The organism is Corallococcus carmarthensis (genome assembly GCF_003611695.1).
Classification (GTDB): Bacteria; Myxococcota; Myxococcia; order Myxococcales; family Myxococcaceae; genus Corallococcus; species Corallococcus carmarthensis.
On the sequence record NZ_RAWE01000157.1, the window covers coordinates 1 to 24,107 of the forward strand.

Sequence of the window (24,107 nt, forward strand, 5' to 3'; positions counted from 1 at the left end):
TGCTGGGGGAGGGGGCCGCGGGCACCGGCGGGGTGTTGTGCCGCCGGGCCTGGAGGCACTTCGCGGCGGCCGGGGCGCTGTCCCTGGCCGCCGTGTTCATGCTCGCCCGGACCCTGTGAGGTCCGGGCGATGGGCCCCGGCCCTGGAAGGCGCCGGGGCAGGGGACCGCGGTACGACTAGCCCGGATCCACCTGGCAGTTGTTGGGGCAGCTGTCGACGTCGTTGGTGTTGCCGTCGTCGCACGTCTCGGCGAAGTCGTACTGGGTGATGCCGTCGCCGCAGCGAGCGTTCCAGATGCAGGTGAGGCTGCACTTGCCGTAGCCGGGGCCGTTGGCGTTGCCGTTGTCACACTGCTCGCCCGGGTCCACCGCGCCGTTTCCGCAGGTGGACTTGCACTCGGTGCGCTGGGTTTCGAAGTTGTTCAGGGTCAGCTTGTACGAGGACTGGGACGTGTGGCGCTCGGCCTGGAACACGATGACCTCGTAGATCTTGCCCTTCACCAGGCCCAGGCCGGTGACCGTGGGCTGGTCCGCCAGCGACACCGTGCCGGACGTGGCGCCGTGCACGCCGCCCAGGTCCAGGGCCAGCTTGCCGTTGATGTACACCCACACGTCGTCGTCGCCGAGGAACGTCAGCACCTCGGTGCCCTTGAACTCGAACCAGTAGCGCGTCTCGCTGGTGAAGCTGAAGTTGCGCGGGGTCCCGGTGTTGTCGTTGAGCTTGTTCTCCTTGCCCAGGCCCACCCAGCCGCTGCTGTCGAGCGGGAAGAAGGTCTGATCATCGAAGAGGTAGGAGCCGTTGCCCTGCTTGTTCAGCTTCAGCGTGCCGACCTCGGTCACGTTGATGTTGGGCGTGTCGCGGTACCACTGGTCGAAGGCCGTCTTGCCGTGGGTGGTGCCGGAGGACACGCCTTCCTTCGCGTACTTGGGCTTGCCGTCCGTGCCGATGGGGCCGTACTTCGGGCCCACGATGCCCTGCTCCGCGCCGTTCGCGTCGTCGAAGTCCGGGTGGATGGTGGCGGGGTAGCTGCCGCCCACGGGCTGACCCTTGCCGCGGAAGTCGCGGTAGACGACGGGGATCTCCACCACGGTCGGCGGGGACTCGGTGATGCGGACGCAGGCGAAGCCCGCCTCCAGCTTGCACGTGGCCGAGCAGCCGTCGTTGGCGCGCACGTTGCCGTCGTCGCACTCCTCGGTGGTGTCACCCGGGAGGATGACGCCGTCGCCGCAGCGGGCCTCGCAGGTGCCGTTCACGCACTTGGGCTCCAGCACGCACAGCGGCGAGCAGCCGTCGCCCATGTCGTGGTTGCCGTCGTCGCACTGCTCGGTGCCTTCCTTCTTGGCGTCGCCGCAGGTCGTCTTCGTGCACGGCTGGCCCAGGGTGTCGCACTTGTAGCCCTGCTCCAGGCGGCAGGTGTCGCTGCAGCCGTCGCCCTTGGCGGCGTTGCCGTCCTCGCACTCCTCCTCGCCCGCGAGGATGCCGTCATTGCACAGGGCCGCGCGGCAGCGCTGGCCCTGGAAGGGGCAGGACCAACCGGCTTCCACGGCGGAGCAGTCCGCCTTGCAGCCGTCGTTGGACTCCTTGTTGCGGTCGTCACAGACCTCGCCTGCCTCCAGGATGCCGTTGCCGCACGCGGTCGCCACGACGCAGGCCTGGCCGGAGATGGGACACTCGAAGCCCGCCTCCACCTCGCCGCAGTCGGAGCGGCAGCCGTCGCCGCTCACGGTGTTGCGGTCGTCACACGCCTCGCCCTTCTGGACCTTGCCGTCGCCACAGAGCTTGGGGCCCGGATCATACGGGCCGCCGTCGGGCTGCGTGTCGCCGCCGTCGGTGGAGCCACCATCCGTGTTGGTGCCACCATCGGAGACCGGCGTACCGCCGTCATCATCCGGGTCGTCTCCGCCGGGGCAGGCTGTCAGTGCGAGGAAGAAGGAAGCGAGCACGAGGCTCGCAAGTCGAGTCCGAGCGGGGGAATGTTTCAGCATGAAGGAGATGCTGGAAGGCCGTGACCCCGGGTGTCAAATGGATCAGGTGATTTCTCACCCAGCCAGTGCGTAAAAATGGAGAAAGCCCGTACGGGTGTACGAGCTTCCAGGCATCCCCCTGTCTCACGGGGCTACATCTGTTCCAGCTCCTGACCCTTCGTCTCGCGGATGTATTTCGCGGCGAAGAAGATGGAGAACACGGCGGACGCGGCATACAGGCCGTACGCCCAGCCCAATCCAGCGGCCTGCAACGCCGGGAACGTGGCGGACACCAGGAAGTTGGCCAGCCACTGGGCCATGGCCGCGATGGACAGCGCGAGCGCGCGGATGCTGTTGGGGAACATCTCGCCCAGCAGCACCCAGACGACGGGGCCCCATGAGAAGCCGAAGAAGACGACGTAGAGGTTGGCGGCGATGAGCGCCGTGGTGCCCGCCAGGCCCTGCAGCGCGGGCTTGCCCGTGGCGTCCAGCGGCGCGGTGCCGAAGAGGTACGCCAGCAGGCCCAGCATGAGCGCCATGCCCACGGATCCGACGATGAGCAGCGGCTTTCGGCCCACCTTGTCCACGAACGCGATGGCGACGAGCGTGGTGAGGATGTTGGTGACGCTGGTGATGACGGTGATGGCCAGCGCGTTGTGTTCGGAGAAGCCCACCGCCTGCCAGAGCACGCTGGAGTAGTAGAAGATGACGTTGATGCCCACGAACTGCTGGAGCATCGCGAGCACGATGCCGATCCACACGATGGGCAGGAACCCGAAGCGGCCGCCCTTCAGGTCCGCCAGGTGCGGCGTGTAGTTCGCGCGCAGCGAGCGGCGGATCTCCACGACCTTGGATGGCGCGGAGTCCCCCTCGATGTCGCGCAGCACGGCCAGCGCCTCCTCCTCACGGCCCTTGGCCACGAGGAAGCGCGGGGACTCCGAGATGAAGACGGCGCCGATGCCGTAGAGGAGCGCGGGCGGCAGGCCGCTGAAGAACATCCACCGCCACGCGGTGAAGCCGAGCCAGGTGGGGTTGGAGGCGGAGCCCGCGTAGAGCGCGATGGCGAAGTCCGACAGCAGGGCCACGAAGATGCCGACCACGATGGCCAGTTGTTGCAGGGACGCCAGGCGGCCGCGCAGGTACGCCGGGGCGATCTCCGCGATGTACGTGGGTGCCACGACGCTGGCGAAGCCCACTCCCAGGCCGCCCACCAGCCGCCAGAAGCTCAGATCCCACAGGGAGAATGCGAGCCCCGAACCGATAGAGCTGATGATGAACAGGGCCGCCGCGAGCATCATCGCGCGCCTGCGTCCGTAACGGTCCGCGAAGGGCCCCGCCAAGAAGGCGCCCGCGGCCGAGCCGATGAGCGCGGAGGACACCGCCATCCCCAGGCCCAGGCTGCTCGCGGTGAACTCCGCCTTCAGGGCAGCGACGGTGCCGTTGATGACGGCGGTGTCGAAGCCGAAGAGGAACCCGCCCAGGGCGGCCACCACGGAGATGCCAATGACCCTTCCGGTACGTGTCTCCCGGCGCGCCGGGGGCTGCCTGCTCGTCGGGACATCGAGGACATCCGCCATGACGTGCTCCTTCCCGTGGGACGGGCACGTGTCCGGCCCTCGCGGTACGCACAACGGCCCTGAGGAGAGGTGGCCCCCATGGCGGCTGAAAGGCACTCCCGGGCGGCGGACCGCCTGGAAGGCCGCTCGAAGGGAGGCAGGGCTCGGGCTCCGAGCGCGGACCGGAGTTCAGCCCTCGTCCGCCAGGCCGTACTCCTTGAGCTTGCGGGCGAGCGTGTTGCGGCCGATCTCCAGCGTGCGCGCCGCCGCGGTGCGGTTGCCCTTCACGGCCTCCAGCACGCGCAGGATGTGGCGGCGCTCCACCTCCGCCAGCGGCAGGAGCAGTGGCGCGTCCGGCGCGGCGGCGGGTACCTCCGGCGCGGTGGGCCCTGCGGGGGACAGCGCGCGGTCCAGGGAGGGCAGGGGCAGGTGCTCCTCGGAGATTTCTCCCTCGGACAGCACCACGGCGCTCTCGATGCAGTTCTCCAACTCGCGCACGTTGCCGGGCCAGCGGTAGCGCTTGAGGCGCGCGAGCGCGGCGGCGCTGAGGCGCGGCACGGGCAGGCGGTGGCGCTTGGCGGCGGTGGCGACGAAGTGGCGCGCGAGCCGCTCGATGTCCTCCGCGCCGCGCTCGCGCAGCGGGGGCAGCAGCAGTTCCACGACCTTGATGCGGTAGTAGAGGTCCTCGCGGAACTTGCCTTCCGCCACCATGCGCGGCAGGTCGCGGTGGGTGGCCGCCACGATGCGCACGTCCACCTTGACGGCCTGCGTGCCGCCCACGCGCTCGAACTCGCGGTCCTGCAACACGCGCAGCAGCTTGCCCTGCACGGCCTGGGGCAGCTCCCCCAACTCGTCGATGAAGACGGTGCCGCCGTCGGCCGCCTCGAACTTGCCGGGCACGCGGTGGTCGGCGCCGGTGAAGGCGCCCTTCTCGTGGCCGAAGAGCTCGTTCTCGATGAGGGCGGCGGGCAGGGCCGCGCAGTCCACCTTCACGAAGGGCTTGTCGCGCCGGGGGCCGTTGACGTGGATGGCGCGCGCGAAGAGCTCCTTGCCGCAGCCGCTCTCTCCGCGCAGCAGCACGGTGGCGTCCGTGGGCGCGGCCTTCTGCACCAGGCGGTACAGGGCCTTGAGCGGCGGGGCCTCGCCGATGATGCGGTTGAAGAAGTAGCCCACGGGGGCCTGCGGCTGATCCTTCGCGCGCTGGAGCTCCTGGTAGAGGCTGGTGGTCTGGAGCGCGGTGCTCACCTGGGCCGCGATGTCGGTGAGCTTCCGGGTGTCGTCCTCCGTGAAGGGACCGCCGCCCAGGCGGTTGAGCACCTGGAGCACGCCGTACACGGCGCCCGCCGAATCGCGCAGCGGCACCGCGGCCAGGCTGATGGTGCGGTAGCCCGTCATCCGGTCGATGTCCGCGAAGAAGCGGCGCTCGCCGCGCGGATCCGGCACGTGCACGGGCTCGCCGGCCTCCGCGACGTAGCCCGCGACGCCCTGGCCCAGCTTCACGCGGATCTGCGCGACCTCCGGCAGGTGCGCCGCGCGGCTGAACAGCTCGCGGCGCACCGGATCCAGCAGCCACAGCGTGCCGCGGTCCGCCTGGAGCGTGATGGCGATGCGGTCCACGAGCGTCTGGAGGAAGGCGTCCAGGTCCACCTCGCGCCCGACGAGGCCACCAAGGGGAAGCAGGACCTGGGACACATCCGGCGGGGACGAGGGCATGGCGGCGGGCAGCGGCGGAAGTGAGAAGGGCGCTGGAGGCACTGTAGCAGCGCAGGGCTCCGGGCTCGCGGCGCTCATGCGCCCGCCGCGCGGCCCAGCAGCATGCGCTGGCCTTCACGCGCGGGCTCGGTGAAGGGGAACAGGCCGCGCGCCTCCTGCGCCATGTCCTCCAGCAGCTCGTCCGCGTGGGACGGGTCGTGGTGGAAGAGGAACAGGCGGCCGGCGTGCAGGTCCTTGGCCACCTTGGCCGCGTCCATCATCGTGGAGTGGCCCCAGCCCTTCTTGGACATGCCCTTCTTGCCCTCGTACTCGTCGGGCGTGTACTGCGCGTCCAGGCACAGTGCGTCCGCGCCCTCGAAGTGGCGGGCCACGTCGGACGTGAGGCGCTCCGGCAGCTCCACGTCCGTGGCGTACACGAAGGAATGGCCGTCCGCCTCGACCCGGTAGGCCATGCAGCCGTCCGGGTGCGGCACGTCGATGGGCGTCACCTTGAAGGGGCCCACCTCCACGGTGCGGCCGTGCAGCGCGGAGCCGAAGGCCATCTTCGAGCGCATGGTGGACAGCGGCACCGGGAACTGCGGCGGGCGCATCTGCTGTGACAGCGTGGACTCCAGCGCCTGCGCGCCGTTGGCGCCAGGGCCGTACATCGTCAGCGACGTGGTGGGCAGGTACGCGGGCGTGAAGAAGGGGAAGCCCTGCACGTGGTCCCAGTGCAGGTGCGAGAAGAACATCGTGGCCTTCTGCGGGGCGCCCTCGCGCATCATCACCTCGCCCAGCGTCCGGATGCCCGTGCCCGCGTCGAGGATCAGCCGCTCGCCCTGGCTCGTCACCTCCACGCACGCCGTGTTGCCACCGATGCGCGAGCCCGACACCGCGATGCTGCCCCGAACGCCAAAGAAGCGGATTTCCATGATGGGTCTCCTGATGCTCCGACACCCGCTGGGGGCGCCCTGACATGGAGGGGACAAAGCACGTCCGGTGCCAGCGCCAAGGGGCTGGAATCATTGGAGTGAGGGCGGAGGGGGAGGGGGTGCCGCTCCATTCTGGAGCGCTCCGGATGGGGCGGGCCGGTCCAATCCGGAGCGGCCCAGCGGGCGGCGGATTCCTGGTACATCCGAGGCCATGCCGACGATTGCGTTCTGCACCATCAAGGGGGGCGTGGGGAAGACGACCCTGTGCTCTCACGTGGCGGCGGCGCTGGCGGACGCGGGCCGCCGGGTGCTGCTGTTGGACCTGGATCCGCAGGCGCATGCGTCGCTGGTGCTGGGCCTGGAGACGCGCGAAGGCCCGTGCGTGGCGGACGCCTTCGGGCCCCGGCCGAAGCACCGGCTGGATGAAATCGTGGTGGCGTCTCCGAAGCGGCCAGGGTTGTTCATCGCGCCGGGAGCCCCGCGCATGGCGGCGCTGGAGCGCGAGCTGTTCGGCTGGGGGCACCGGCTCCAGGCGATTCCGCGCGCGCTGAAGACGCTGTCGTGGACGCCGGACGTCATCGTCGTGGACACGCCGCCGAGCATCGGCGCGTTCACGGAGGCCGTGCTGTGCTTCGCGGACGTGGTGGTGGCGCCGGTGCCCACGGGCGCGTTCGCGTTGCAGGGCCTGGGCGAGATTGAGACCGCGTGGCGCGACGTGCGTGAGCAGGGCGGCCAGCTGGTGGCCGCGGTGAACCTGTGGGACCGGCGCACGCCCGCGACCAACGAGGCGATGGAAGAGGCGCTGAAGGACGTGACGGTGCCGGTGCTGAAGGCCCGCATCCCGCGCTCGGAGTCCATCAACCAGGCGGGCCTGGGCTACGAGCTGGTGTTCGACGTGAGCCCGAACGCGGCGGGCGCGGAGGAGTTGCGCGCCATGGCCCGTGAGCTGGCGAAGCTCGCGGGCCTGCGCTGACGCTCGAGCACGGAGCGCATCAATCCGGCTGTCCGATGGTGCCGACCCGCAGGGGCCCGGCGAACCGGTAGGTGAGCAGCGCCACCCCGTTGGGCGTGATTCGCGACGCGTCCAGTCGCAGCGTGCGAGGCTGCGTTCCCGCCGCGAAGAGGCGCCGGCCGCTGCCCAGCGTCACGGGGATGACGTGCAGCCGCAGCACGTCCACCAGGTCATGCTCCAGCAGGGTCTGCAGCAGGCCGCAGCTGCCATGCACCTGCAGCTCGCGGCCAGGCGAGGCCTTGAGGCGGCGCACCGCCTCCACCGTGTCCCCCTCCAACAGCTTCGAATTCGTCCATTCCACGCGGCGCAGGGTGGTGGACGCCACGTGCTTGGGCAGCCTGTTGAGCGGCCCGGCGATGGGGTCGTCTGGCGACGTCACGCGCGGCCAGTAACCCGAGAAGATGCCGTACGTCCCGCGCCCGAGCAGGAACGCGTCCGCCCGGGAGAAGATGTCGACGATGTGCGCGCCCAGCTCCGCGCTGGAATGGGGCTGCACCCAGCCGCCATGGGCGAAGCCGCCGCTCGGATCCTCCCCCGGGCCTCCTGGCGCCTGCACGACCCCGTCCAGCGTCACGAACTCCGTCACCGTCAGCTCCATGGCCGCATCCATCCTTTCCGGGCATCCGCCCGTCCAGATTGGCGACGAATGGAACGGGCGCGGATCGACACACCGGTTTTCGCCGATGTTTTCGGAGGGACGCGCCCTGGCCTTGGAACCTTCGTCACGAGCAGCTCGTGAGCCTGGGGAGCAGGGCCGGCCGGTGATGGCCCTGCATCTATCTGACCCGAGGAGCCGGATGGGGGCTGGAGACTTCGCCACCGCCGGCGCCTGACTGACAGGCGATCTCCGGGCAGCCCTTGGTCCTGCTGCACGTCTGCTGGTCACAACACAGGTATTGCAACGGCGGACAGGTCACCTTGTCGAAGCACGCGTGATCCAAGCCACAGGACTGGCCCGTCGGGCAGGAGCCGCAGTTCAGTGAACCGCCGCAACCGTTCGCGATGAGACCACAGGTGGCCCCCGCGGCCGCGCAGGTCGTCGGCTGGCAGACGCACTGATTATTGACGCAGGTTTCCCCTTCGTCGCAGATGCCGCAGCTCAGACTTCCCCCGCATCCGTCCGAGATGACGCCACAGGTCTTCCCCGCGGCCGCGCAGGTCGTCGGCTGGCAGGTGCACACATTGTTGTTGCACGTCTGTCCCGCGCCACAGGTGCCACAGCTCAGGCTTCCCCCGCATCCATCCGAGATGACGCCACAGGTCTTCCCCTGGGCGGCACAGGTGGTCGGAGTGCACGCGCAGAACAGGGCACAGACGTCCCCTTCGTCGATGTTCCCATCGCAGTCATCATCCAGTCCGTTGCAGGACTCTGTCGGCGCGACACATGCGCCCCAGAAGCTGCTGTTGGTCCCAACGACGCAGGCCTGCACCGAGCCCGCGCACGTGCCCGCCGAGGTCCGACACTCCTGCGTCAGCGTCCCGATGCCCTGGCCGGGCAGGTTGTCGATGAGTCCGTCCCAGTCGTCGTCACATCTGTTGCATTTCTCCGAGGTGCGCACGGCGGGCCGGCAGGGGCCGTGCGCCCCGTTGGGCAGACAGGCGGCGGTGGCGTTCTCACAGGCATACTCCGGTGGGGCGCAGCTTCTCCGCGTGCCGGAGGGGATGACGCACTGAAACTGGCCCCCGGTGCAGGTGAGCGTCCCCGTACAACCATTGGAGAGCGGGTCGCACGAGCCTCCCGTCAGCGCGCCGCCATTGGGCCCTTCGTCAATCAGGGAGTCGCCGTCGTTGTCGCACCCGTCGCACTGCTCCGCGCCGTAGGCCGAGCACGACCCCGTGAGGATGTTGCCCTCCGCGTCACACAGGCGGGTGCCTCCCCGCCCACAGACCGTGCACGAGACCGTCGAGGCTCCCGTGAACGACCCACACGTCGGGTACTCGTCGCATTCCGTCATCCCGTAGCAGCCGTTCGCGTTGACGCACGAGGTGGGGGGAGGTGGAGGGTTCGGACAGATGGCGTAGGCGGGCGAGCCCACCAGCGCCAAGAGGCACCACAAAGCCCCACCCAACACCGCCAACCCGGACTTCGACTCACAATGCACGACGGACCTCTCTCTGAAACAAGTACCACCCGATACGGAAGCCGGTGACGCCTATTGAAACAAGATGGGCGCCTGACGCTTGAACGCGAACTCAGCCAACCCCTGCAGACGCTCGATCAGGAACTCACCATCCACGTCGATGAATGACTCGAACGCGTTCTGGGGCACGAGGCCAATGGACTTCGCCACGTTCCGTTGCCACTCCGACGTGAAAGCGACCGCCGGACGCGCCTTCAATTCCTTTGCGATTGTGGCCAGTTCGTCACGCAGTCGCTCGCACTCGGCGGCGGACCACTCACCATCACAATCCGAGTGCATGATGAGCGTGGGAAATCGAGAGCCCACCTTTCCTGCTGGCTCCAGTTCGCGAGTGACATGGTCACGAAACGCTCCGAAGTCCGCATAGGCCCCGACTTCAACGCCCTCAAGCTCCTCATCCTCTTCGAAGACACAAAGGTAGAGCCCCACTAGATCTCCTCCCGCTTGATGGTGCTGCCGGTCAGACGAATCAGTGCCTTGAGCGAGGGATGGAACTGGCAGGTCTTTGGAACCTTCAGCACGAGCCGCTTGCGCTCATCCACCGCCTTGAAAGCCAGGAGCCTGACTTGATAGGTCGCTCGGAGGATTGACACCTTCTTGATCAGGTAGATCTTGCCCATGACCTCGGCGTCAGGGCGCGTCCCCCGAGGAACCTGGTGCCGCGTGTACTTGACTTTCATGGAGTTGGCCCGGGCAGGGATTGAATGGAGACGCCCCAGCGGGTCAGGAACGCACGAAACGCCGGGTTGATGGGCCTGCTTGTATAGAGGGTGAATTTCCAACCATTGACAAGCGAGCCGTAGACCTGGAGACGGAGCTGGTAGGTGGAATTGAGCAAGCTTTTCCCCGTCTTGATCTCAGCCACGCCAGGCCCGATCGACGCATCGAAGATGGTGGAGACAGGATTGCCTTGGCTCGTGAGTTTGGGCTCTCCGACGAGCACCCTGAAGGCCGCGCTCTCCATCTGTTCGGCGGTAGGTTGGAACGTGACCTTCCCATTCGAGCCCAGCGCATCCAGGATCCGCGCCTCGTCAAGAGTCCCCGCGGTCAGCTGAGGCGGCACCTGGTTGGGTGCTTGAGCGGGCGTTTCGGCAGGCACGGGAGCCCTGGTGGGGCGCAGCATCCTCGCCCCCCTGGAGAGCCCTCCCCAGAGCGCCAGCGCCCGGAACGCATCCTGGAAGAATCCACCCACGGATCCATCCGCCGAGCCCTCACCGAAGCGAAGCGAGTCGATGGTCCCCGCGCCCAGCTCCACCGACAAGGTCAACAGCGCCAGGTCCCTGAACTCCCCGGGTGAGAGCCCGGGCTTGAGCTCATTCGCGAGCCACTTGTAGTAGTCCTGGCGAGGCCCGTTGTCCCACGCTTCGGCAACCTCGGCCGCGGACCCCCATTGCCACAGGGGCGCCGTGCTCTCACTGACCTGCGAGCCCCCGCTGCCACCCGCATCCTCGATGTGCCGCAGCGGCGAGACGGTGGCGTCATCGATCCGCATGCGCGTGGAGCTGGGACCCATGCCCAGAATCTTCGAGAGCGCCCACGGGATGAACCCGGCGGCCATCCCCAGCCCCACGCCCAGCCCGATGGTCGAGCCGCTGTACGTCGTCGACACGTACTGGGGATACATCCCCGTCGGGTCCGTGTACTTCATCGGGTTGTTGAGCACGTAGGCGTAGGCGTTGAGCGCCTGGCTCCTGCCCTGGTCCACGACGACGGGGTCCGGACTCAGGAACCGGCCCAGGCGAGGGTCGTACATCCGGCCCCGCATGTTCACGAGTCCCAGCTCGTCATCGAGCTCATGGCCGGTGTAGCCGACATGGCCTCCGGACAGCGGGACCGTCGCGTCCTGCGTCAGGTTGACGTCGCCGCGGGCCTGTCCGAACGGGTCATGCTTGTGGCGCTCCAGCACCTCGCCCGCGGCGCCGACCACCGTGTCGGGGCTGCCCAGGTGGTCCGTCAGGAGGTAGCGCACCTGCTCCACCGACGTGTTGTCCGTCCACTGCACCTCCGCGACGAGTCCCTCCGCGCCCGGCACCGCGTAGACATGTGTCGACCCGTCCTGTCGCTGATACAGCCCCCGCAGGTAGATGACCTCGTGCGTGGTTCCGCCCTGCGTGGTCCGCTTGAGTGCGCGGGCGCCCGTGCCGTCATAGGCGATGCGCACGTCCATGCCCCCTTGCGTGATGTGAGCGGGGAGGTTCGCCAGCGTGTACTCGTACGTGCGGACCGCCGCGCCCGTCTGGGCGTTCCGCGCCACGGTCTGATTGCCGCGCCGGTCATAGTCAAACGTCTGCTGCGTGCCGCCCCAGGTGGCCCGCTTCACGGCATGCGGCCGTCCCGTTGCGCCGGGCTCGCTGTACGAATAGGTCGCGGAGGTCCCCAGGCCCCAGACGTTGCGCTCCAGGAGGTTGCCGACGTCGTCGTAGTTGAAGACGGTCGTGGACGTCACGCAGGAGTTGAACTGCTGATACAGCGTCCAGCTCTCGAGCCTGTCCAACGCATCGTAGGTGAACTGCTCGGTCGAGCGCTGCACGTGGTCGTGGCGCGCCAGCAGGTTTCCGCCCTTCGAATATTCGTAGATGAGGCGTTGGACGTTGGTGCCTCCCCGAGCGGCTTCCAGGTAGCGCAGCCGCCCCATCACGTCGTAGCGCCGCATGCGGGTGACCTGGTCGCCGAAGCGCTCACGCGTCACCTGCCGATGGATGTCGCGCTCCAGCGCCGTCCAGTAGACGTGCCCCGAGTCCGCGTTCTTGACCGAGAGCACCTCGCCCCGGGGCGTATAGTCATACTTGAGCTTGAATTGGCGCCCATCGCTCGTGGGTGGATAGGCCAGTGTGGACAGCCGGCCATGTGCGTCGAAGGTCTGGGTGAGCGCCAGAAGCTCCCCGCTGCCCACCTGCTGCGTCAGCGTGCCCTGGCGGCCGAGGTCGTCATAGGAATAGACGGTGGTGATGGTGGGGGAGCCCGCGGCCTCCGTCGTCGTGCTGGCCAGCTTCCCGAAGCCATGGGGGGCCGTGTCCCAGACGAACGTCGCGAGCTCCTGGACGGAGCTCCCCTGCTGGGTCAGTGACTGCGTCACGCGGCCCAGCGCGTCCCGGCTGAGCGTGGTGACGTGGCGAGCCGCGTCGGTCTCCTCTCCATCCGCCTCCCACTTGAGCTCTCCGAAGGCGTTGAAGGCCCGCAGCCGCACGCCGGCATTGGGGTCCTGGGTGCGCACGGCCTGCCCCAGCTTGTTGAACGTGGAGGTGACGGTCTGGTTCTTCGTGTCCGTGATGCCCACGAGCCGGTCGAACGCGCCATACTGGTACGTCGTGGTGGTCTCGTACCCGGTGCCCACGCCATCCCGGCTCTCCACCAGCAGCCCCCGGTGGTCGACGGTGCGCCGGCTCTTGCGCCCATCCGCGTCCGTCACCGTCGTCGCCGTCTGGTAGGGGGCCACCGTGAACAGCGCCGTCGGCGTGCCCTGGTCCGGGAGCTGTCGCGAGACGAGCCGCTGCAGGTTGTCGCGCGTGTTGGAGATGCGTGCCGGCGCGAGCTCGGGAATCTCCGCCTCGGGCCTGGGCAGGTAGTGCGTGGACAGGTTGCCGTCCACGTCGTACCGGAAGTCCTCATACGTCGGGACCTGGGTCGAATCCTGGCTCGAGGCCTGCGTGGGGCGGCCCAGCGCATCGAATCGAACGAGGGTCGACGTCAGCCGCTCGACGGGCAGGCTGTCTGTCCTATCGCACCCCAGGCTGGGGGCATTGTCCCGGTCAACCACCGAGGTGCGGATCCGGGGTAGGCCCCCCTCCCACTCGTAGTGGCTCAGGGTGACGATCCGGTGACAGGCCTCCGCCGCCCCGGCGTAGGCAGGCACCGACGTCCTCACCCGGCCAAAGCCGTCGTACTGGTAACGCGTGCGGACCCCGTTCGGGTCCGCGCTCTGGGCCAACACCCCCAGGCCTGGATGGAAGGCAAAGCGTGTCACGCCCCCCATCGCGTCCATCGTGTGGCGCGGATAGACCTGGTCCACCGTGTCGTACGCGATGGACTCCACGCGTGACTGGCCGCCACCTTCGCGAGTCACCGTGGTCATCAAGCCCTTCTCTCCCCAGGCGAAGGCCGTCTTCAGATAGAGTTCGCTGACATTCGGCGCCACCGCCGAGCCCTGGCTGTCGGGCTCGCGCTCCAGGATGGCCACACGCCCCTGGCTGTCGAAGGTGACGCGCGTCACCTGCGACGACGCGGGGTCGCCGCCTCCACACCCCGTCTCAGGGGCGGTGAAGCCACAACGCGCCCAGCTCTTCGTGGAGGTCCAGGCGCCGAGGGGAATCCACCGCGCCACGTCGAACGCGATGCCCGTCGTGTGGGCGGCGAACTCCTCCGTGCTGTTCGCATCCCGCACGCGCAGGGCGCTGAGAACGGTGTTCCCATACGCGTCGAGCTGCGTGACGCGCTCCGTCTCACCCAGGGGCGTGACGGGCTGCCCCTGCTTGACCAGCTCCAGCTTCTCGGAGACGACGCGCGCATGGCGCTCGTAGCGGCCGGGCGCGAGCGTTGCCATCTGGTACTTCCATTCCACCGTGTGCCGCCGGTACTCCTGCAGCCCGGTCTCTCGATGAACCGGGGTGAGCGTCACCTCCCGGATGGGCTGATGCGCCAGGCCCGGAAGGCACTGGAAGTAAGGCATGTCGTTGCAGAGGGGGTAGCTGCTGTTGTCGAAGGTCGTCGTCGTGAGTTCCCCCGTCTGTCCATCCAGCCGGGAGCGCTCGGCGAATCCCAGCCAGCCATGCCCGCGGAGGTGGTAGCGCCCGTCCTTGTAGGAATAGGCCCAGGTGCGCTCCAACGCATCGTTGGCGTAGACGCTGAGCCGGCGGACGACCCGCATCGTCTCGGAAGCCCGCCGCGTCAGCGCGTCATCCGTGACGGTGCTCGAGTAGACGCGGGGCGAGACCCAGGGGTCGCAGTTCGACACCGCAGGGTCGCACCTATCCGAAAGGTACGCATAGTCGAAGCGGTGATGGAGGCCGGAGGCGGCCGTTCCATTCGGAAGCTGGGTCCCCGCATACACTCGTGTGAGGACGTCCGTCGCGTGCTTGCGCACGGAGACGCGCAGCCGGTTCCCCTGCCGGCGCGTGATGTCGAGCAGGCCATCTCCGTTGACGTCCACGACCTGCATCCACTTCAGGCCCTGGCCCACCGAGAGCGGAAGGTCCTTGAAGTCGGTGAACGCACCTTGCGAGCCCGCAAGGAGGATGCGCACGTCACCACTCACCTCCACGAGCAGGATGTCCATCCGCCCGTCTCCATCGAAGTCGCCCGTCCGCCTCGCCATGTAGTCGCCCCAGAGCACGGGGTAGCGCTGCAAGACGGTGGAGTCCGCGAAGCCCCTCATGCCGTCATTGAGCTGCACCTCCATGCGGGGCAGGAACGTGGTTCCGTCGCTTCCCAGCGCGACCGCGTCCGCCAATCCGTCTCCATTGACGTCCAGGAAGTCGAACAGGCCATGGCTTGGGGTCTCGTACGGCGAGCCGAACCAGAAGGGGCGCTTGATGCGCGTCGGCAGCTCGACGAGCTCACCCTGTCCCGGAGACGCGCTCACGGCCCACAGGTAGGAGGGGTCAGCCTCCGTCGGGCCCACCAGGCTCATGCGCCCAGCGCCCTCGAGGTCGACGGCGCGGATGCCCAGGTCCGTCCGCGCGAAGAAGCGCGAGGCGGTGTTCAGCCGCACGCTCCCATCATGCAGCCGGACGCCCACCCGATCCGAGGACGACACCGTCGGTGGGGTGCCGATGTAGGCCATGTCGTTGAGGCCATCGCCATCCATGTCCAACCAGTAGACGGTGCGCGAGCTCCCCCAGACGGAGTCGTAGATGTTGTCGTGCCGGTAGCCGTACTCGGACTCCAGAACGTCGACGTCCTGGCCATTGCTGGCGCGCACCGTGAACTCACCCACGCGGCACGAGTGGGCCGCGAGGCTGGACTTCCCATCTCCGTGCCAGTCCACCACCAAGGGGCGAAGGGCAGGCCGGGGGATACACAGGATGGAATCCCACGTGGAGTTCGCGGTGGGGCTTTCGACCTGCCATTGGTCGACGGCCGGGTCCTTCTGCACGTGCAGGCGGAACACGTCTTGCCAGTGCTCGCGGGTGAACGTGGGGTTCAACTGAGGCGGGAAACGCTCGTAGCAAGGTGACTGCTGCTGGTACCCGCACGTCTCGGTCCGCACCTTGACGGACTGGGACAGGTATCCGAGCCCGAAGCGGCCCGCGCCCAGGCCAAACGCATGCAGTCCTCCGCCCGTGGTCGTCTCCTGGATTTCGCCTACGTCCTTGTCCTCGAACTCCCAGGAGCCCTGCTCCCAGTCGAACTGGACAGGGAGCTTGCAGGTGCCCAGGCCATCACACTCCTGGACTTCACGCAGGAGGCTCCGCTTGCTGATGCTCTTGTTGTCGTAGCGGAGGGTGTAGGTGCGCAGCACGACGTCCACGCCGCTCGCGTCGGGGCCGCGCATTTCGAGGCCGGAGAGGCGGAAGTGACGGCGCAGCTTCTGCCCCGCCATGAACCCCACGAACACGTCGGGGCGGTTGTCGTCGTACTGGAACTTCACCGAGCGGCGCGCGGGGGCGGCTGTTTCTCCGCTGCCAACGGGGGGAACGAAGCGGGTGTAGAGAATCCGGTCAGGCCGGATCCATGCACCCGCGTCCGCCGTGTTGGGCGCGCCCGCGTAGAAAACCTCCATCTGGTTTCCGGCCCGGTCTTCCAGCAGGGTCTGTGCCCAGGTCATGGGGCCGAGCGTGCTCGCGATCAGCAAGCCATCCGTGCGCGTCTCCACTTCGCCGAAGGTCAGGACACGGCCCTCCCGGGTATAGACACGGAAGGTCCGAGGCCGCCCCAGGTAATCCAGCCGCGCGATGACAACCTTGGCGTAGGACTCCCGCTCGGTGCGAAACTCAGGCAGGCCCTCGCTATTGGATGCCGAGACGAGGACGAGGCGCTCCCCGTCCAGACAGTAGAGCGCAGTGCTCCAATGGGCATTGACGTCCACGGCCTGGGAGGCGCCATCCTGCACGAGCGTCCGAGGGCAGTGCGTCACCTGTGACAGGCCGACCAGGTTGAAGCCCACGCCCAGCGGGCCGTCGGGGCCCCGGCTGTTGTAGGTCAATGCCAGGTGGGGCTGGATTCCCGCGCGCCCTTCCGGAGTCCAGAGCGGAATGGATACGGAGGCGGCGCCATCGCCCGTCACGTCGGCGACGTACGGCGTCGTCGCGGTGGACGGCCCCGAGGGACTTGGCACCAGCGTATCCGCGGGGACCGCCAGCGGGCTGGTGTCCTGGGCCTGGAGGGACAGCGCCAGCCTCCGCTGTTCCCGTGCCTCATCCTCTTCAGCGCGGAAGTTGCCCACGGGCCCACAGCTCGCGAGGAGCTGGGTCCAGTACAGCAACAACACCAGGGAAGCACCGACCTGACGTCCCACACCACCGCGACTCTGCGTTCCAACACCACGAAACATGCGCGGCCTTCTATGCGCATTCACGTGAGAATCATAGAGGAGCCGAGTGCCTCACTCAGGGTTCGTGCGCGGACATCCACGCAGAGGACCGGAGAGCTGAACCCAGACACCGCGTCCTTCAGCATCGTGTTGGGGAAGCCACCCGGCCGAGCAGGTCTCGCATGAGGCCCGGGAGGTCCCCGGCGAGTGAAAACGACAGCGTCGCGAGGAGGTGATGGATTTTCTGAAAGCCCCCACGCGCTTTCCGGACGAGGATGGCGGCACATGGACTACCAGGCGGTGTTGGCGGAGGTCTGGGACGCGGTGCGGCCGGTGCTGGGACAGGGCCGCGTGGCGACATACATCCCGGCGTTGGCGGCGGTGGATCCCCGCCGTTTCGGCATGGCGCTCGCGACGGTGGAGGGGGACGTGTACGGCATAGGGGACTGGCGCGAGCCGTTCTCCATCCAGAGCATCTCCAAGGTGTTCACGCTGGCGCTCGCGTTGTCACGGGACGGGGACGCCCTGTGGCGGCGCGTGGGCAAAGAGCCGTCGGGCAACCCGTTCAACTCGCTGGTGCAGCTGGAGTACGAGCAGGGCATCCCGCGCAACCCGTTCATCAACGCGGGGGCACTGGTCATCACGGACCGCTTGCAGCGCCTCACCGGGGATTCGCGCGGCACCCTGCGGGACTTCCTCCGCGCGGAGAGCGGCAACCCGTTGGTGGACTTCGATCCGGTCATCGCCGCGTCGGAGGCGGAGCACGGTCACCGCAACCGCGCGCTGGCCCACTTCATGGCGAGCTACGGCAACATGGAGAGCGCCGTCCCGGAGGTGCTGGAGCACTACTTCTGGCAGTGCTCGCTGGCGATGAGCTGCGCGGACCTGGCGAAGGCGTGTGGCTTCCTCGCGCGCCATGGGCAGCGCGCGGACGGGTCGCGGCTGCTCACGCGCAGCCAGGCCAAGCAGGTCAACGCGGTGATGCTCACCTGCGGCACCTACGACGCGGCGGGGGAGTTCGCCTACCGCGTGGGACTTCCCGGCAAGAGCGGCGTGGGCGGAGGCATCATCGCCGTCATCCCCAACCGCTGCGGCCTGTGCGTGTGGAGCCCCGGACTGGATGCGCGGGGCAACTCGGTGGCGGGCGTGGAGGCGCTGGACCGGTTCACGACGTTGACCGGCCTGTCCATCTTCTGAGGCCTTGGCTTCAGCGCAGCCCGTCCAGCAGCGTGGCCAGCTTCTGGGGCTGGGACGCGAAGGGCGAGTGCGACGTGTCCAGCGTGTCCACGGTGAAGGCGTTGCCGGGCGTGAAGGCATCCGCCTCGCGGATCAACAGGTCCTGGAGCGCGGGGACCAGGGCGCGGTCCTGGGCGCAGCGCAGGTAGCTGCGCGGGATGCGGCCCCAGCGCTCCTTCGTGGCGCCGACCTTTCCCGTCCACAGGGACAGCGGGATGTCGGGCGTGAGCGTGAGCGCGAAGGGCAGGAAGGCCGCTTCGTCCACGTCATGGTAGAAGCCCGCGCGCAGGGCCTCCCGGTACGCCGCGTCGCCGCGAGGGTTGATCCGCACCGCGCCCAGCTTCGCGGGGTCGCCGATGAAGAGCGCTTCGCTGTAGGGCGTGTGGGCCTCGGGGAGCGCGCCATAGCCACTGGCGCTCTGGAGGCGCAGCGGGACGTAGGCGCTCAGGTACACCAGCCGGCCAATGAGGTGCGGGGCCTTCTCTCCCACGCGGGTGATGACGGTGCCGCCCGCGCTGTGGCCCACGAGCACGGGCTTGCTGGGGCCGCCCTGGAGCTTCTCCAACGCGGCGACCACCGCGTCCGCGCAGTCGTCCAGCGTGATGTCCGCATTGGGCGAGCGCTCCTCCTTGAAGCGCGCCGTGTCGCCCGTGAGGTAGGACGCGGGGAAGCGGGCATTGAGCCCGTGGCCGGGCAGGTCGATGGCCACCACCTGATGCCCCTTCGCGGAGAGGGCCTCCGAGACGCGCGTCCAGTGCAGGGCGTTGTGCCACGCACCGTGGACCAGCAGGAACGTCCGGGGCTTGCGCGGGGCCTTCGCGGGCGTGGCGGCGAGCCCGATTCCTGGCAGCAGGCCCGTGCCCAGCAGGGCGGTCTTCATCACGTCACGACGGTTCATGGGGGACTCCTTCGTTGGGGGGAAGCACGGCGAGCAGGCGTTCGCGCAGGCGGGCGAGGTCGAAGAGCTGGCGCTCCACCTCCGCCAGTCGCTCCCGGTGGGCCGCGAGCGCGTCCGGGCAGATGGCATCCGTGACCTGCCGGAGCATGCAGGGCGGGAAGGTGGCGATCTCCTCCAGGGAGAAGCCCAGACGGATCATCCGGGCCACCTGCATGACCTGGGGGACGGCGGCCTCGTCGAAGTCGCGGTAGCCGTTGTCGCGGCGATGGGAGGCGAGGAGCCCGGCCTTGTCGTAGTGGCGGATGGAGCGCGCGCTGCTGCCCGTGCGCCGGGCGAGTTCTCCGATGTTCATCCTGCTCTCCTGGATCCGGACGCTAGGGCCTGACACTGGTGTCAAGGTCAAGACCGTGCCCGTTGTCCGTGACCGGGTTGTGCGGACGGGATGCTCGAGCCCGTTCTAGGGTGCGCCGCGTGAGTCCGTCCCCGCCCGTGCCCCGTCCGCGTCCCGCGCTTCTCACGCTTGCCTACCTGGCGTTCATCAGCCTGGGGTTGCCGGACGCGGTGCTGGGGGTCGCGTGGCCGTCGCTGCGCGACACGTTCGGCCTGTCGCAGGTGGCGATGGGGGCGATCCTCGGAACGGCGGCGGCCGCCTACTTCATCTCCGGGCTGTTCGCGGGCCGGCTGATGCGGGCGATGAGCCTGGGGCTGCTGCTGGCGCTGAGCACCGCCTCGGTGGCGCTGGGGCTCACGGGTTACGCGACGGTGCCCCTGTTCGCGTTGTTCCTGGCCGCCGCCTGTTTCATCGGCTTCGGTTCGGGCGCCATCGACTCCGCGCTCAACAACTTCGCGGCCAAGAACTTTGGCCCCAAGCACATGGCCTGGCTGCACGCGGCCTACAGCGTGGGCGCCGCGCTGGGGCCGGTGCTGATGACGGCGCTGCTCGCGCGAGGGGCCGGGTGGCGGACGGGCTATGCCGTCCTCGCCGTGGTGCTGGGGACGCTGGCCCTGACGTTCCTGGTGATGCGCCGGAAGTGGGACGCGCCGGTGGGTTCGCCGGGGGAGGAGGCGCAGGAGGAGGTGCCGTCGGCCTCGGCGCTCGAGGCCGTGCGACGGCCCCGGGTGTGGCTGCAGATCCTGACGTTCTTCTTCTACACGGGCGTGGAGGTGACCGCGGGCCAGTGGAGCTTCACGGTGCTCACCGAAGGCCGGGGCCTGCACACCGCCGCGGCGGGCACCTGCGTGAGCCTCTACTGGGGCAGCCTGCTGGTGGGGCGCGTCCTCTCAGGCTTTGTCGTCGAGCACCTCGGGCCGGTGCGGATGCTGCGCGGGAGCACGGTGCTGGGCGTGGTGGGCGCGCTCCTGTTCGCGATTCCCGCCGTGCCGCCCGCGCTGGGCCTGGCGTTGTTGGGGTTCGCGCTGGCGCCCATCTTCCCGGCCCTGATGTCGGAGACGCCGCGCCGCGTGGGGCTGGATGTCTCCCATCACGCGGTGGGCTTCCAGGTCAGCGCGGCGACGGCGGGCGTGGCGGCGCTGCCCAGCCTCGCGGGCGTCATCGCGGAGCGCTGGGGGCTCCAGTTCATCGCCCCCTACATGCTGGGCGTGGCCGTGATGCTGATGGTGCTGCACGGCGTGCTGTCCGCCGTGGCGGACCGCCCCCAGATCTCCCGCTGAGCGCGGACCTCAGTTGCCGGCTGGCAGGTCCGCGCTGCGCAGGAGCTTCGGCCCCTGATCCGTCCACTGTGAAAGCCGCAGCGTCGCGCCTCGCGCCGAAGCGAGCGGCTCCACCTCCACGAAGGTGAAGCGCTGCTCCAGCCGGGCCCGCAGCTGCTTCGCGGGCTCCAGCGATGGATTGCCCTGGAGCTCCGCCAGGTATTCGCCCCATTCCTCGTCGGAGGCCTCCGGGGCGGGGAGCTGGAGGAGGGAGATCCACGTGCCGGTGTTGGCGTAGAGGGGGCCGCTGCCTTCGTGCCAGCGGGCCGCGTGCGTGTGGCCCATCACCACCGCCTGGGGGTTGTACTTCTTGCCCAGCCGCGCGGTCTCCGCGAGCTCGGCCTTGCCGGGCTCCAGCGCGAAGTAGTCCGTGCCGCTTCGTCCGGCGACCGCGCGGTGCAGGCGCGCGTAGATGGCGAAGCCCGCCTTGGCCAGCTTCAGCCGGGCGCGGCCCAGGGCCTCCGGGTTGTCGAAGGCGTTGAGCTTCTCCGGGTCGAGCACCGACAGCAGCGCGTCCACTTCGTCGTCCTTCAGGTCCACCCGCGCCAGGCTGCGCGCCAGGTGCGCGTCCGCGTCCGACGCGCCCACCGCGTCCATGGGTTCGAGCGCGAAGGCCGGCGCGAGGCCCCGGTTCTCCAGCAGGCGCCGGATGAGCGTGAGCGTCCCGGCGGTGAACAGGACCTTGAGCGCATCGGGCTTCACGCCGAGCGCCACCATCACCGCGCCCTCGAAGTCGGGCTTGAGCAGGTCCATGTACCGCATGCGGTGCTGGTGCTTGAGCGGGTTGAGCAGCGTCTTCACCAGCACGGAGCCCGGCGGATAGCGGAAGCGGCTCGCCCGCTCCGGTGACAGGAGCGAGTCGTAGTCGATGCGGTTCGCTCCGTCGGTGTGCTCGCCGTGCGTGACGAGGACGCGAGACCCGCCGACGTCCAACTGGAGCGGCGCGGTGCCGTCCCGGAACTCCAACCGGGAAGCCACGGCCGGTGGCTGTCCGAGCGCCGAGCGGATCACCCCCTGGACGTCTGGCAGCGCCAGCTCCAGGTCATGGTTTCCCACCACCATCGTCGCCCGGCCGCCCGCGGCCAGCACCCGTCCGAGCGCCTTCAGCGCGGGCGCGGTCGGCGTGGAGGTCACCAGCGCCCGGGCCTGCTCCAGCGTCCGCCGCGGATCCACCGCCAGCGGGTCGTCGTTGAGCAGGAAGTCGAAGCTGTCCCCATTGAGGACGACGTGGGTGGGCGTGCCGGCGAAGGAGTCGAAGAGGGCGGGCAGTTCCTTCGCGCCCGCGAAGATGTCGTAGGGGCCGCCGTTGCCGAGGTGGAGGTCGCTGAGAATGAGCGTTCGCATCGGAGGATGCTCCTTTCAGGGAAGCGCCTGCAGGTCGTTGTGCCGGATGCTCACGGCGGGATCGCCGAGCACCACGTAGTTGCGAGCGTCGTTGCGTTCAATCCACCGGTGCAGCAGCTCGCGCGGCTGGAGCTTGCCGTTGGACGTGTTGGCATCCAGGTGCGTCAGCAGGATGTTGTTGGCGGCGGAGAACCGGTCGCGGAAGTCGCGCAGCGCGTGGCCCACCGGCATGCCCGCCATGATCTTCCAGAGCGTGTTCTTGAACGGGTGGATGGTCGTCTGCGCCATCTGCAAGGGCCGGATGGAGAAGCCCCAGGCCCGCTCCACGTGGCCGATCACCGCCAGCGCGCCGCCGTTGGGATGGGCCAGCAGCCGCCGGGGCAGGGCCGCGACGAAGGGCGCGCTCGCGAGCGCATCGACGCTGCGCGAGGCATTGAGCGGGAACTCGTCCTGCGCGGGCGTGCCCATGCCGAAGCAGGCGAAGAAGAACGCCACGAGGCCATGGAGCCGGGCGTCGTCCTGGATGTCCGACGCAGCCACGTAGTGCGCGGGAGCCATCGCGCCAAACCCGCTCCAATCCTGGCTCAGCAGGGCGCCCTGTTTCGCGAGCTGGAGCGGATCATTCGCCTTGAAGCCCACGCCATGGGACGCGGTGAAGAGCACTGCCGGGCGAACCTCCCGGCCGTGGAGCGCGGCCAGCAGCCATTCGCGGGTCGCGTCGTCCTCGATGGCGTCGCGGCTGGCGTAGCGGAGCTTCGCGGCGACCGTCTTCGCCAGTTGGGGCGCCTGATCCAGCGAAGCACCCCGGGCCAGCGGGGCAACGAGGTTGTCCGCGCTGAGCTCCGTGGAGCGGTCGCCCGGGTGCTTGGGTCCCCACCAGCTCACCTGCCGGTGGTTGGGCACGGAGTCGCCCGTCTCATACGCCACCACGCTGTCCGCATAGCGCGCGTACTCCGCGGGCGTGTCGAAGGAGAGCCGGCCGACGGCGTAGGAGAGGGAGAGCGAGTGCTGCACGTCGAACGGGATGACGTCCGGGCCGCCGACGAGCAGGAGGTAGTAGGGGACGGCGGTCGGCTCCACGTCGCCAATGGGCGCGCCGTACCGCTCCAGGAACTGATGCGCCGTCTCACCGTGCTGGTAGGTGAGGACGTGGAGCCGGTCCGTCTCCACGCGCTCGCGCCGGTGGGCGAGGAGCGGCTCCAGGCTCTTGCGAAGCTCGTCGGAGGCGGACGCGGCGAACACCACGCCCCAGCCGGCCTGCGTGTAGTCCTCCGGCGGCGCGTCGGGCGGCAGGCCGAAGGAGAGGCGCATGGGAAGGAACTCGAGCCACCTCTTCCACGCCTCGAAGTACGCGGCCTCGCCCCGGGGCTCCGCCACCTCCGCGGCCGCCGGCAGCGCGACGGGCGGCACCAGGTACTGCCCGGTGACGCCGTCGATGCCGTTGAGCACGAGCGGATCCTCCAGGCTGGGAATGGGGCGCTCCACGTTCACCTCCTCTCCGTCATCCTAGGCCTCCTCGCTGACCTGGAAAGAGCGGACAGGGGCCTGGCTGTCCGCCCCTCGGCGTTCGGGGAGGCCGGTGTCGCGTGGCGGGCTCGCCTTCCGACCCCGGGGCTGCCGTGTCGCCTGGTCCACAACCCCCTCGCCCCCTCGGACAGGGGCCCGCCGTTTCGTGGTGGCAATCCCTTACGTCCCATTCGAGCCTCGCTGGACTTGTGGCGTGATGGCGAAAGCCTTTGTGGAGTGTCTGACTTTGACTTGATGCGTCTGGCATTGCGGGGCGTGTCTGTGTTCACGTTCGCTCCGCTTCCGGCCCGCATGGCACCCCTCGCCATGCGGGTCCGGGTGCAAGGGAGAACGCTCATGACGAAGAAGCCCGAGTTCCAGGATGTGGTGGAAGGCTGGCTGGCCGGCAATGAGGAGTCCCATGGCATGACCAACCCGGCGGGTCCGTTGTTCGTGGGAGGTGAGCGCACGGAACAGGCGCTCACCGAGTCCAACCTGGTGGCGGACACGGGTTGCAGCAGCTGCACCGCGTCCACCACCGGTTGGTGCTGTTGAGCCACTCCGGACGTCTTCCGTCCGTCGTCTGAAGCACCCCTCCGGCGCCGTGCCCGGTGCCGGAGGGGTGCTTCAGACGACGGACGGAAGACG

General features: G+C 68.9%; 17 protein-coding genes. 4 read left to right on the plus strand and 13 right to left on the minus strand.

Going from position 1 to position 24,107, the window contains the following annotated elements; all coding sequences use genetic code 11:
• Positions 1–176: 176 nt before the first annotated feature.
• The 4 genes from D7X32_RS31005 to D7X32_RS31020 form a co-directional block, all read right to left on the minus strand.
• Positions 177–1,985: a DUF4215 domain-containing protein gene (locus tag D7X32_RS31005; protein WP_120606180.1), complete on the minus strand. Its 1,809-nt coding sequence runs from the start codon at positions 1,983–1,985 to the stop codon at positions 177–179.
• Between the two features lie 131 nt (positions 1,986–2,116).
• The gene (locus tag D7X32_RS31010) at positions 2,117–3,541 is read right to left on the minus strand and encodes a sugar porter family MFS transporter (protein ID WP_120606181.1); all 1,425 of its coding nucleotides are present in this window, start codon (positions 3,539–3,541) and stop codon (positions 2,117–2,119) included.
• A gap of 168 nt (positions 3,542–3,709) precedes the next feature.
• A complete protein-coding gene (locus D7X32_RS31015; RefSeq protein WP_171449824.1) occupies positions 3,710–5,233 on the minus strand; it encodes a sigma-54-dependent Fis family transcriptional regulator in 1,524 nt (507 codons plus the stop codon).
• Positions 5,234–5,307: 74 nt separating this feature from the next.
• Complete coding sequence (locus D7X32_RS31020; protein WP_120606183.1) at positions 5,308–6,144, minus strand: MBL fold metallo-hydrolase; 837 nt, start codon at positions 6,142–6,144, stop codon at positions 5,308–5,310.
• A 211-nt stretch (positions 6,145–6,355) separates the two neighbouring features.
• Here D7X32_RS31020 and D7X32_RS31025 point away from each other — a divergent pair, with 211 nt between their 5' ends.
• Positions 6,356–7,117 (plus strand): ParA family protein, encoded by a 762-nt coding sequence (locus D7X32_RS31025; protein ID WP_120606184.1) that lies wholly within the window; start codon positions 6,356–6,358, stop codon positions 7,115–7,117.
• 19 nt (positions 7,118–7,136) lie between these two features.
• On the opposite strand, the gene D7X32_RS31030 is transcribed toward D7X32_RS31025, so the two are convergent.
• The 5 genes from D7X32_RS31030 to D7X32_RS31050 form a co-directional block, all read right to left on the minus strand.
• Complete coding sequence (locus D7X32_RS31030; RefSeq protein ID WP_120606195.1) at positions 7,137–7,754, minus strand: dihydrofolate reductase family protein; 618 nt, start codon at positions 7,752–7,754, stop codon at positions 7,137–7,139.
• Positions 7,755–7,932: 178 nt separating this feature from the next.
• Positions 7,933–9,258, minus strand: a complete 1,326-nt coding sequence (locus D7X32_RS45120; protein ID WP_147450335.1) for a hypothetical protein — start codon at positions 9,256–9,258, stop codon at positions 7,933–7,935.
• A gap of 51 nt (positions 9,259–9,309) precedes the next feature.
• On the minus strand, positions 9,310–9,726 hold the full coding sequence (locus tag D7X32_RS31040) for an Imm70 family immunity protein (protein ID WP_120606186.1): 417 nt from the start codon (positions 9,724–9,726) through the stop codon (positions 9,310–9,312).
• Positions 9,726–9,917, minus strand: a complete 192-nt coding sequence (locus tag D7X32_RS31045; protein ID WP_120606187.1) for a hypothetical protein — start codon at positions 9,915–9,917, stop codon at positions 9,726–9,728. The genes D7X32_RS31040 and D7X32_RS31045 overlap by 1 nt, the downstream gene beginning before the upstream one ends.
• 56 nt (positions 9,918–9,973) lie before the next feature.
• Positions 9,974–16,750, minus strand: coding sequence for an RHS repeat-associated core domain-containing protein (locus D7X32_RS31050; RefSeq protein ID WP_158625793.1), 6,777 nt, complete (start codon positions 16,748–16,750; stop codon positions 9,974–9,976).
• A 300-nt stretch (positions 16,751–17,050) separates the two neighbouring features.
• Between D7X32_RS31050 and D7X32_RS31055 the strand changes: the two genes are divergently transcribed.
• The gene (locus D7X32_RS31055) at positions 17,051–17,962 is read left to right on the plus strand and encodes a glutaminase (protein WP_120606189.1); all 912 of its coding nucleotides are present in this window, start codon (positions 17,051–17,053) and stop codon (positions 17,960–17,962) included.
• 10 nt (positions 17,963–17,972) lie between these two features.
• On the opposite strand, the gene D7X32_RS31060 is transcribed toward D7X32_RS31055, so the two are convergent.
• The gene (locus tag D7X32_RS31060; RefSeq protein ID WP_120606190.1) at positions 17,973–18,899 is read right to left on the minus strand and encodes an alpha/beta fold hydrolase; all 927 of its coding nucleotides are present in this window, start codon (positions 18,897–18,899) and stop codon (positions 17,973–17,975) included.
• The gene (locus D7X32_RS31065; RefSeq protein WP_120606191.1) at positions 18,886–19,251 is read right to left on the minus strand and encodes a MerR family transcriptional regulator; all 366 of its coding nucleotides are present in this window, start codon (positions 19,249–19,251) and stop codon (positions 18,886–18,888) included. The genes D7X32_RS31060 and D7X32_RS31065 overlap by 14 nt, the downstream gene beginning before the upstream one ends.
• Positions 19,252–19,370: 119 nt before the next feature.
• Between D7X32_RS31065 and D7X32_RS31070 the strand changes: the two genes are divergently transcribed.
• Complete coding sequence (locus tag D7X32_RS31070) at positions 19,371–20,570, plus strand: MFS transporter (RefSeq protein ID WP_244239275.1); 1,200 nt, start codon at positions 19,371–19,373, stop codon at positions 20,568–20,570.
• A 9-nt stretch (positions 20,571–20,579) separates the two neighbouring features.
• Here D7X32_RS31070 and D7X32_RS31075 read toward each other — a convergent pair whose 3' ends face one another.
• Both D7X32_RS31075 and D7X32_RS45635 read right to left on the minus strand, forming a co-directional pair.
• Positions 20,580–21,953 carry a metallophosphoesterase gene (locus tag D7X32_RS31075; RefSeq protein ID WP_120606193.1) on the minus strand — a complete coding sequence of 458 codons (1,374 nt, stop codon included), beginning with the start codon at positions 21,951–21,953 and terminating at the stop codon, positions 20,580–20,582.
• 15 nt (positions 21,954–21,968) lie between these two features.
• Positions 21,969–23,438, minus strand: a complete 1,470-nt coding sequence (locus D7X32_RS45635) for a C25 family cysteine peptidase (protein WP_158625794.1) — start codon at positions 23,436–23,438, stop codon at positions 21,969–21,971.
• Between the two features lie 378 nt (positions 23,439–23,816).
• Here D7X32_RS45635 and D7X32_RS31085 point away from each other — a divergent pair, with 378 nt between their 5' ends.
• Positions 23,817–24,014 (plus strand): DUF6229 family protein, encoded by a 198-nt coding sequence (locus tag D7X32_RS31085; protein WP_120606194.1) that lies wholly within the window; start codon positions 23,817–23,819, stop codon positions 24,012–24,014.
• Positions 24,015–24,107 lie beyond the last annotated feature (93 nt).

Bases quoted from the DNA above. Each gene is read 5' to 3' on its own strand.
- D7X32_RS31005 (WP_120606180.1), bottom strand. From the start codon at position 1,985: ATGCTGAAACATTCCCCCGCTCGGACTCGACTTGCGAGCCTCGTGCTC.
- D7X32_RS31010 (WP_120606181.1), bottom strand. From the start codon at position 3,541: ATGGCGGATGTCCTCGATGTCCCGACGAGCAGGCAGCCCCCGGCGCGC.
- D7X32_RS31015 (WP_171449824.1), bottom strand. From the start codon at position 5,233: ATGCCCTCGTCCCCGCCGGATGTGTCCCAGGTCCTGCTTCCCCTTGGT.
- D7X32_RS31020 (WP_120606183.1), bottom strand. From the start codon at position 6,144: ATGGAAATCCGCTTCTTTGGCGTTCGGGGCAGCATCGCGGTGTCGGGC.
- D7X32_RS31025 (WP_120606184.1), top strand. From the start codon at position 6,356: ATGCCGACGATTGCGTTCTGCACCATCAAGGGGGGCGTGGGGAAGACG.
- D7X32_RS31030 (WP_120606195.1), bottom strand. From the start codon at position 7,754: ATGGAGCTGACGGTGACGGAGTTCGTGACGCTGGACGGGGTCGTGCAG.
- D7X32_RS31045 (WP_120606187.1), bottom strand. From the start codon at position 9,917: ATGGGCAAGATCTACCTGATCAAGAAGGTGTCAATCCTCCGAGCGACC.
- D7X32_RS31055 (WP_120606189.1), top strand. From the start codon at position 17,051: ATGGACTACCAGGCGGTGTTGGCGGAGGTCTGGGACGCGGTGCGGCCG.
- D7X32_RS31060 (WP_120606190.1), bottom strand. From the start codon at position 18,899: ATGAACCGTCGTGACGTGATGAAGACCGCCCTGCTGGGCACGGGCCTG.
- D7X32_RS31065 (WP_120606191.1), bottom strand. From the start codon at position 19,251: ATGAACATCGGAGAACTCGCCCGGCGCACGGGCAGCAGCGCGCGCTCC.
- D7X32_RS31075 (WP_120606193.1), bottom strand. From the start codon at position 21,953: ATGCGAACGCTCATTCTCAGCGACCTCCACCTCGGCAACGGCGGCCCC.
- D7X32_RS31085 (WP_120606194.1), top strand. From the start codon at position 23,817: ATGACGAAGAAGCCCGAGTTCCAGGATGTGGTGGAAGGCTGGCTGGCC.